This is a genomic window from Streptomyces sp. NPDC020362, from assembly GCF_040642095.1.
Classification (GTDB): domain Bacteria; phylum Actinomycetota; class Actinomycetes; order Streptomycetales; family Streptomycetaceae; genus Streptomyces.
The window spans coordinates 1-1,848 of the sequence record NZ_JBFAET010000461.1 but is presented as its reverse complement, the minus strand read 5'-3'; the positions used below and the strand labels follow the sequence as shown (position 1 = coordinate 1,848).

The window sequence follows — 1,848 nt, the reverse complement described above, 5'->3', positions numbered from 1 at the left end:
ACCCCGTCCGTGCTCGGCCAGCTCGTCGCGCTCTACGAGCACAAGGTGTTCGTCCAGGGCGCGGTCTGGAACATCGACTCCTTCGACCAGTGGGGCGTGGAGCTGGGCAAGGTCCTCGCCAAGCGCATCGAGCCCGCCCTGACCATGGGCGCCGACGTACCCGGTCTCGACCCGTCCACCACGGCCCTCGTCGCCGCCTACCGCAATCTCAGGAAGTGAAGCTGACATGACAGGCATGCAGTTGGGCCTCATCGGTCTCGGCAAGATGGGCGGCAACATGCGCGAGCGGATCCGCCGCGCCGGCCACACCGTCATCGGCTACGACCGCAACCCCGACGTCTCCGACGTCAAGAGCCTCGAAGAACTGGTCGGGCAGCTCGACGCGCCGCGCACGATCTGGGTGATGGTCCCGGCCGGTACCGCCACCCAGACCGTCATCGACGAGCTCAAGGACCTGCTGTCCCCGGGCGACACGGTGGTCGACGGCGGCAACTCCCGCTGGACGGACGACGAGAAGCACGCCGCCGAACTCGGCATCAAGGGCATCGGGTTCGTCGACGCCGGCGTCTCCGGCGGCGTGTGGGGCCTGCAGAACGGCTACGCGCTGATGGTGGGCGGCGACAAGGAGTACGTCGAGCGCCTGAAGCCGATCTTCGAGGCGCTCAAGCCGGACGGTCCCTACGGGTACGTCCACGCCGGCCGGGTCGGCGCCGGGCACTTCTCGAAGATGGTCCACAACGGCATCGAGTACGCCATGATGCAGGCGTACGCCGAGGGCTGGGAGCTTCTCGAGAAGGTCCACTCGGTGGAGAACGTCCGCGAGGTGTTCCGCTCCTGGCAGGAGGGCACCGTCATCCGCTCCTGGCTCCTCGACCTCGCGGTCAACGCCCTGGACGAGGACGAGCACCTGGAGAAGCTGCGCGGGTACGCGGAGGACTCGGGCGAGGGCCGCTGGACGGTCGAGGCCGCCATCGACAACGCGGTGCCGCTCCCGGCGATCACCGCGTCCCTGTTCGCCCGGTTCGCCTCCCGGCAGGACGACTCCCCCCAGATGAAGATGATCGCCGCGCTGCGCAACCAGTTCGGCGGGCATGCCGTAGAGAAGAAGGACTGAGCAGCCGTGGGCGACCTCCTGCTGGTCCGCCACGGTGAGACGGAGTGGAGCCTGTCGGGACAGCACACGAGCCGGACCGACCTGCCCCTCACCACGCACGGCGAGGAACAGGCCAAGTCCCTCGCCCCGCTGCTCACCGGACGGACCTACGCGCTCGCGCTGACCAGCCCGCTGGGCCGCGCGATCCGCACCGCCGATCTGGCGGGTCTGACCGGGACGGTGCCCGACCCGGACCTGCACGAGTGGGACTACGGCGGCTACGAGGGCGTCACCACGGCCGACATCCATCGCACCCGCCCCGCCTGGGACCTGTGGACCGACGGCGTACCGCCCGGCCCCGAGGGGCACCCCGGCGAGTCGCCCGAGGAGATCGGGGCGCGCGCCGACCGGGTGCTGGCCCGGGTGGAGCGGGCGCTCGCCTCGGACGGCGCAGACGTGATCCTGGTCGCGCACGCCCACGTGCTGCGGGTGCTCACCGCCCGCCGACTGGGCCTGCCGCCCGCCGAGGGCCGGCTGTTCCAGCTGGCGACCGGCACGGTCAGCCGGCTGTCCACGGAGCACGGGCGGCCCGTGATCGCCGAGTGGAACCGGCGCCCGTAACACCCCTGCCGACGGCCCGGGTCACAGCGTGTGAACCCGGCCGCGGCGTTGCGGTGGCCCGGTCCGGTCGCCCGGCCGGGGGCCGAGGGCGGAACGGGGAAACCCCGGGAGTGTCGTAGAACAAGGCCGCGCCG

2 protein-coding genes and 1 pseudogene are annotated in these 1,848 nt (G+C 71.4%); all 3 read left to right on the top strand.

The genetic code is table 11. The features are described from left to right. A pseudogene (locus tag AB0H32_RS48210) lies at positions 1-219 on the top strand (glucose-6-phosphate isomerase); the annotation flags it as partial. A 7-nt stretch (positions 220-226) separates the two neighbouring features. After that, entirely contained in the window at positions 227-1,114 is an 888-nt protein-coding gene (gene gnd, locus AB0H32_RS48205) for a phosphogluconate dehydrogenase (NAD(+)-dependent, decarboxylating) (RefSeq protein ID WP_361136066.1), read from the top strand. Between the two features lie 6 nt (positions 1,115-1,120). Further along, positions 1,121-1,714 (top strand): histidine phosphatase family protein, encoded by a 594-nt coding sequence (locus tag AB0H32_RS48200; protein WP_361136064.1) that lies wholly within the window; start codon positions 1,121-1,123, stop codon positions 1,712-1,714. The last annotated feature ends 134 nt before the right edge of the window (positions 1,715-1,848 follow it).